The following is a 7249-nucleotide window of genomic DNA, read 5'->3' as shown; positions in this document are numbered from 1 at the left end:
ATCGGTTCACCCCATGGGGTGAATGTTAACGATGTTATGCTACACTTTATAGGATTAGGAACTGTTAACGATGTTGTGCTATGTGACATTTAGGACTTGAAATGCCATTACCGGATATCACTTTTTCAATCAAATAATTACAACCAATTTTACATGGATTAAAAATAAGATGCAAGCCGTTGTATTAAACGTTCATGCAAACTTCGTCGAACCGGCGGCGGTCAATCCATTGCTCGCCTACATCCTGCCATCCATATTCTACGTAATACTAAATCTGTTCAATATCACGTTTTTATCGACGCATCTTAACGCGGGAATTCCGGGAATTATCCGGGCTATCGTATTTTCATTCCTCATGGTTTGGATCACGTCACTATTGAATAAGATTCCGGTTCGGTTGCATCTGTAAGAATTAGGCTGATTAGGTGGATTAGGTAGATTGGGCCTGTCCGCCACAGGCGGATTGATTGACTTGACTGGATCAAATAGGATAGTCTATCACCGATGGACATTTTGACTCATCATTGCCGACGAATGAGGTGTGCAGAAAATATCCTCGTCAACGACAATGTATATACCCAATCGGGTATAATGACAAGTAAAATGTCGCGGTTTAGTCCCGAGCGGGTATAAATGCTACTATTCCTGAACCAATTCCCGACTTGAGCGCCAGCGAAAGGCTAAACTGGTTTTATTTTCAACTTGTCAGATACTAGAGGAGGATCGACTATGGAGTGCATTAATCCACCGGGACGGACATTCTGCCGCGTTAATGCTTGCGAACGCAGTTCGCAGAAAGAATCTCACTATGGAGTGCATTAATCCACCGGGACGGACATTCTGCCGCGTTAATGCTTGCGAACGCAGTTCGCAGAAAGAATCAATTTCTTCGCTTCACTCAGAAAGCGGCAACGCGGTTGCCGCACTCTACAGTCCGTCGTCTGCGACGACGAGTTCCAACATGGCAGAATGTCCGCCCCGGCGGGTTGGAACACTCCATAATAGCAAATAGCCAAATAGTCTAATCCCCAACACAACGAACTGAGAAACCGTCTTGCTTACTGCTGAGGCTACGGTAGACGTAGGAATTATAGCAATACAGATAGCGGTACCATGCGCTGAGACTACCGTCCTCCGTAGCCGACCACCAGTGCCCGTAGTAACCAATGTAGTCGCACGTACCATAGTAGTCACGGTAGCCGCCGGGCAACGCCGAAAATCCGCTTTTGTTAGTAGCTCCAATGTTTGGACTATTCCAGTGCGTCGTTCCAGCTTCCTTCATCGTACCTCCGGCGACCGCATCACCGCCCAGATAATCAACCAATGTCTGCCACTCTGCATCTGTTGGTACATGCCAGCCGGTAGGGGCGATATTACGGCTATCAGTGACCGCGTACCAGTTGTATAAACGTCCATACGTCGCAACATATGATGAATTGTTATCATATTCGCAATAAGCGCCGCTTGTCAGCCCACGCCATGCAGTATTGTCGGTCACGTTGGGTATAGCGTCACCGTTACGGTAATGGGTCACTTTCAGGTTCTCTGCCATCCACCACTGGTCGCCAATCTTCACTGTTTGATACATATTGCCGTCTATATCCGACACTGTTCCCCCTTTGACAAATACCTTGTCTTTGGGTTGCGCTTTGGCTTTAAGTTCCACAGTATTTGTTGGTTCGGTTGCTTGTGTCCGCGTCGGTTCAGAGCGCGGAACCGGCTGGTTTCCTGCCAATTGCGAGGCAACGTCGCTCAGACAGGTCATCACGTCACCGATGTCGCCCTTCAGGTCGCACTTACCCGCGCCAATCATGTCACCTTTTTCGACGCCAACGAGTCGCGCTGTAACCGAAAAGGTCTGTCCTACTTTGCTGATACTTCCGGCGACCATCTGCTCGACTGCCAGCAGTTCTCCGACTTCCACGGCGCAGGCGTCCGATGTACAGCCGGATTGCTGAAAACCTTGTTCCTTGAGAATTGCGTCCATTTTCTCGCGTTCCAGCACGACGAATTTGCCAGTCAGGAAGAGTTCGGCGCGCAGGCGGTCGGTCAGCGCGCTGGCGTCGTCCTTCGACACATTCTTTCCTTCAAAATCAATAACGGCGATGTTTATCTGAGCGTTCAGCGCCGCGACTAAAAAGATACTGATTAGCGAAACTCTCTTTTCCATGCAGTCTCTCTTCATTCCAATGACCTAATGCGTGATAATAAGCCGAACCGTTTGAATTATCAAGAAAAAATTAGACAGTACGACTTGAGCGCCGGCGAAAGGCTAAACTGGTTTGATCTTCGAAACCTGAAACCAGTTTGTCCCGAAGCATTGGGATGAAAATTGATCTCAAATCCTTTTGGCAGTCCGAAGAATTTTTACTAAAATCCGTCGTTGATATTGACAATCGTTAATTTTCGCAAATGCGGGAGTCTTTTTGAAAAAAATTATCGATCTGGAGCGGAAAAAAGCTTTTCAACTGATCATCCTTTTTGGAATCGTCAGCTTATTCGGCGACATCGTTTACGAAGGCGCTCGGAGCGTTAACGGTCCCTATCTGAAAATCCTTGGCGCCAACGCCGCCATTGTAGGCATCATTGCCGGAGTCGCGGAATTTCTCGGATACGCAATTCGACTCGCGTCCGGTTACTTTTCCGACAAGACCCGCGCCTACTGGCTGTTTACGATTCTGGGATACGCGACGCTGGCGTCGGTTCCATTGCTTTCGCTGGCGGGCGTATGGCAGGTTGCGGCAATTTTCATCGTCATGGAACGGCTTGGCAAAGCGCTGAGAAGTCCGGCCAAAGACACCATTTTATCTCATGCGACCAAACAGATCGGCACCGGTTTTGGGTTCGGACTGCATGAGGCGATGGATCAGATCGGCGCCATCGCCGGACCGCTGTTCTTCACCGGGCTGTTCCTGCTACTCGGCAACAAGGAAAAGAGTCTCGTCGATTACCAGACCGGTTACGCCTTGCTCTGGATTCCGTTCATTTTCGTGTTGCTGAGCGTGCTGGTTGCTTATCTGCGCGTGCCGAATCCGGATACATTGGAACAGCCGAAATCGAATGTGCCGGAATCTGACAAACTTTCCAAAGTCTTCTGGGCTTACGCGGCTTTCTCATTTGTTGCGACGCTCGGCTTCGCCAACTTCGCTATCATTGGTTACCATTTCAAGATTACAAAAGTCCTGACCGACGCACAGATTCCGATGTTTTACGCCATCGCGATGGGCGTCGATGCCGCCGTTGCGATCATCATCGGCAGAATCTATGATAAGATCGGACTGGTTTCGCTGATGACGATCCCGGTATTTACTCTGCTGATGCCGATTTTCGCGTTTTCGAGTAATTATTCCTTTATAATGATCGGCGTGGCGTTTTGGGGAATTGTCATGGGAACGCACGAGACGATCATGAAAGCGGCAATCGCGGACTTGACGCCTTTGAAAAAACGCGGCACCGGTTATGGAATATTCAACACGGCTTACGGATTAGCGATGTTGATCGGCAGTTCCGCAATGGGAATTCTCTACGAGGTTTCAATAGCCTGGGTGATTATTTTTTGCGTGGCAGTGGAAATTGCGGCGATTCCTCTGTATTTCTATATGAAAAAGTGTATCGCGACGGAGCGGAAAGAAGGCATCGAATCATTGAGGCATTAAGGCATTGAGGCATCCGGGTTTCAGGTTTCGGGTTTCGGGTTTCGCGTTGTGCGGTCGAACCCAACCAACCCAATCAATCCGCCGGTGGCGGACAGGCCTAATCTAACTCAGATCCCGTACCGGCTCTGTCTTCCGCCACGTTCTTCGTATTTCAGATCGCGCAGAGTCGGCGATTTGACGTTGATGAGCAGAGTAAATTGTTTGCCGTAGCCGGTCGGCACCCAGCTGAAGGACATCTGCCAGCAATGAAGGTCGCGCTGAACGCTGATATTCTGACCGACGATATTTTTATTTAACGCGTCGATACTTGCCGTATATTCTATGCTCCATTTCCGCGTCAAATTTAATTTTACCTTTAGCGTCGTCCAGAACGATTCGGTTTTGTTGACCGGATTCATTCTGGAAAGCGAATACCGAAAACTCAAACTCGCCGACCAGAGTTCGCCTCCGTCATTTGCATTTCCGCCGGATTCTTCGCCCATGTCTTTATTGCCGAGATCCGGAGAAAGAATATCGGACGCCAGCGTGTCAGCAGTTTCTTGATCGGACGGCGCGCCAATTTTCCCAAACCGTCTCCCTGAAAGTGAAAAACCGGTCGTAGCACTGACAGATGTAAGTCTTGGAATCGGAACGCCGTGTACGACTTTATTCCAATTATTGACACGACGGCTATTTTGATAGGCATAAAAATCGTGCATCGCACTGAAATTGATGATCAGTGCTTTGCTTAACTGCGTCCGGAATGACGTTGAGATCGGCGCCCATCGCAAACTGTCGGCGGCAAAATTGTAATTCGTCGATGAACTGAATGAAAATAGATCAATCTTGTTTTCTTTTCCTTCCTTACGGGTCTTTGCCTGAAAAACGTTGCTCAGGCTAAACGTCGCCGATCTTTGTTCGCCGGAGGATATTCCGCCGAGCAATGAATTTCTAAAAGGATCGAACGTCCAGACTTTACCGGTTGAATCTGTCCATGTTTGTATATAATTCGGATTCCAGCCGAAAATCTCTTGCGTAAAGTCCGGTCGATATGAAAAGCCGACGGACGGCGTCATCACATGCCGGACGGCTTCCAAACTGCCGACGCGGATCGGGAACATGCCGTAAAGTTTGGTTTGTCCGTTGAGTGAGAACGAACCGGTATGTCTTGCTTTGAAGCCTTTGACTTTCTCACTCTGTATCACATTTTTAACGATCGTATAGCCGCCCGTCGAATCCAGCGCCGGTTGTTCATAATCGAAAAGCCAACCTTCTGTAAAACTCAAGTTTTCACTGGTCGAAAAATACTTGAATAGTTTTTGAGAACCGTTGAGGGCGACATCACTCGCGACGGCGGATTTCTTCACATCTGTCTGTTCCCAAGCAAGCGAATCGTTGCTCAGGTAGTAAATGCTCTCGGTGTCGCGGAGTCTCGAACTGACGTTGAAATAGATATTATTGTACCATTTCGACTGGCTGGCGTCGCGTCCGGCTTTCAGCGGAAAAATTTGCTTCGATGTCCGGGTTAGCGAAATATTGGGCAAAGAGCGATCAATGTAGGATATTCTCTGATTCGCGGCTGTCGGTTTCACCAGAATGAGCGTTTTTGCCTGAAGATTGTTTGTCTGAGTGAAATTTATCGACATCGAGTACGGCGTTCCCGACCATGATTTTGATAAAGTCGCGTTACTGATAAGTTGCTGATCGAGCCGGTCATCGAGGTCGGTTTTGATTGTCCGCTTGTAATCGTCGTCGCTGACAAATCTGCCATTTGCTGTGAATCGCATCGTCTGGCTGATCGGCTGGTTATGATTGACATTGAGTTCCCATCTTCTTTTCGGATAATCGGAGAAGAAATCGTCGGTGTACGAGCCGTCGATGGAACCGTCAAACTTATATCTAACGACATACCGCGTCCGGTAATTCAGGATGACACCTTTTTTATCGTAAAAATTACCGGTCAATCTCAGGTCGGCATAATCGCCGAACGTCCAGAAATATCCCAATCCTTTAATAAATTGTCCGACGTTTTTGTTATCGCCGTAAGTCGGCATGATCCATCCGGAGTGCCGGCGTCCACCTTTATTGGGGAAAATACCGAATGGCAAGCCGATTATTGGAATGTCGTGAATATAGAGAACGATCGGCTTGGCGATGATCTTGTCTTTCTGGATCAGCTTCATTTTCTTACTCTTGAAGTAATAATGCGGCGGATCGAGGGAACAGGTCGTGTAGATGCCATTGGTCACGTAGAAAACATTTTTCCCGATCTTGGTGACGTTATCGCCGTAGTAATATCCGTCCTGCTCTTTGGTTTTACCTTCGACGATCTTTCCTTTCTGCGTCTTCATGTTGTAAACCATCTTTTCACCGGAAAACGGTTCGCGTCCCCGCTGAAGAAGCGTTGGGACATCGTCGTCCAGCGAGTCGCTGAGCGTCGGATTGAGCGGATCGGCATATAGAAGATTATCATCCCACCGGATGAGAATCTTTCCCGCCGTGAGTTCGACGTCGGCGGATTGGATTTTCGATTTGCCGGTCAGTTCCGTCGTCTTGTTCTTCATGAAATAGTCGATCCGGTCGGCGGAATAAACGATCGTCGTGTCCACATCACGGTTGGAATGGTCGGGTATAAAACGTCCTTCCGTTCCGCCGATGACGGTCAGCGTCTGAATTTTGCCTTTGGAAAAGTTGATGATGACGGTGTCGCCGCTGGCTTCGTTGACGCCCTGAATAATGCTGTCTTCAAGGACATTGTAATAACTGGTCGCCATCCCGAAAACGCGCACCGAGTCGGCTTTTCCGTCCTCAAAGTAGATTTCCATGAATTTCCCGGCGATCTCATCGTGTGTGACGACCGAATCGCCGACCGCCCGGCTGGTATCGGTCGATGGCAAATAGGCGAACGAATCTGACGTCGCGACGGCATTTTGGTCGATGAACAGAGAATAGAGTTTCTCGTCTTTGAACCGCAAATCCATCCGTTGACCGGCGATCACCTGATCGTTGCTGACGACGCGCGGTTTGCCAATCAGCGTCGCGAATTCCGTTGAGTCGTTGTATTCCACTCTTTCGCAGGTGGCGATGAAATCTTCCTGTTTGATGACGACGTGTCCCATTGACAGAAAATTGCCCGCGTCTTCGTCGCTCTTGATCAAATCTCCCTTGATACGGAACGTCTCTTTACCGGTCGAATCCCGGCGAATCATTTCGGGCGAAAGCATCGCCTCCATGTTTCCCGACTCGTTGAAGTAGACAAGACTGTCTGCCGTCAGCGACGTGTGTCGTTTCAAATCGTTCAAAACCGCGTTTTGAAGAGCGATCGTTTTTTTCTCAGGTGATGAATAGGTAACGAATTTGGCCTGCAGATTTCGTTTGTCGTCGTTGAGGTAAACGTTGCCTTCGGCTTCGGAAATTTCGTCTTTCGTATAAAAGCGGATGGATTTGGCGGTAATGCGCGTTTTTTGGTCGGTCAGAACCGGATTATCGCGCGCTACGAGCAAATCCGTTTCGTTGAAAAATGTCAACCGTTCGCAGGTCAGTGTTTGCGTCTTCTTGGTGGCGATGATGTGGTTGTAAAATTCCGCGCGGTCGTCTTTTTCATACCAATAGAC

Annotated in this window: 5 protein-coding genes; 3 read left to right on the top strand and 2 right to left on the bottom strand. The window is 48.7% G+C overall.

Annotation, left to right across the window (positions count from 1 at the left end; all coding sequences use genetic code 11):
* Nucleotides 1–169 precede the first annotated feature (169 nt).
* Nucleotides 170–409, top strand: a complete 240-nt coding sequence (locus tag COT43_09670) for a hypothetical protein (protein ID PIS27606.1) — start codon at nucleotides 170–172, stop codon at nucleotides 407–409.
* 399 nt (nucleotides 410–808) lie between these two features.
* Nucleotides 809–1012, top strand: a complete 204-nt coding sequence (locus COT43_09665; GenBank protein PIS27605.1) for a hypothetical protein — start codon at nucleotides 809–811, stop codon at nucleotides 1010–1012.
* A gap of 9 nt (nucleotides 1013–1021) precedes the next feature.
* Here COT43_09665 and COT43_09660 read toward each other — a convergent pair whose 3' ends face one another.
* Nucleotides 1022–2185, bottom strand: a complete 1164-nt coding sequence (locus COT43_09660) for a hypothetical protein (GenBank protein ID PIS27604.1) — start codon at nucleotides 2183–2185, stop codon at nucleotides 1022–1024.
* A 253-nt stretch (nucleotides 2186–2438) separates the two neighbouring features.
* Between COT43_09660 and COT43_09655 the strand changes: the two genes are divergently transcribed.
* On the top strand, nucleotides 2439–3656 hold the full coding sequence (locus tag COT43_09655; protein ID PIS27607.1) for an MFS transporter: 1218 nt from the start codon (nucleotides 2439–2441) through the stop codon (nucleotides 3654–3656).
* A gap of 107 nt (nucleotides 3657–3763) precedes the next feature.
* Here COT43_09655 and COT43_09650 read toward each other — a convergent pair.
* On the bottom strand, nucleotides 3764–7249 hold a 3486-nt coding region (locus COT43_09650), incomplete at its 5' end, for a hypothetical protein (GenBank protein PIS27603.1).

The sequence above is a fragment of the Candidatus Marinimicrobia bacterium CG08_land_8_20_14_0_20_45_22 genome (genome assembly GCA_002774355.1).
Lineage (GTDB): Bacteria > Fidelibacterota > UBA2242 > UBA2242 > UBA2242 > 0-14-0-20-45-22.
This window is presented reverse-complemented; position numbering and strand designations above follow the sequence as displayed.

Excerpts from the sequence above, each read along its gene's own strand:
- COT43_09665 (PIS27605.1), top strand. The coding sequence starts at position 809 with ATGGAGTGCATTAATCCACCGGGACGGACATTCTGCCGCGTTAATGCT.
- COT43_09660 (PIS27604.1), bottom strand. The coding sequence starts at position 2,185 with ATGAAGAGAGACTGCATGGAAAAGAGAGTTTCGCTAATCAGTATCTTT.
- COT43_09670 (PIS27606.1), top strand. The coding sequence starts at position 170 with ATGCAAGCCGTTGTATTAAACGTTCATGCAAACTTCGTCGAACCGGCG.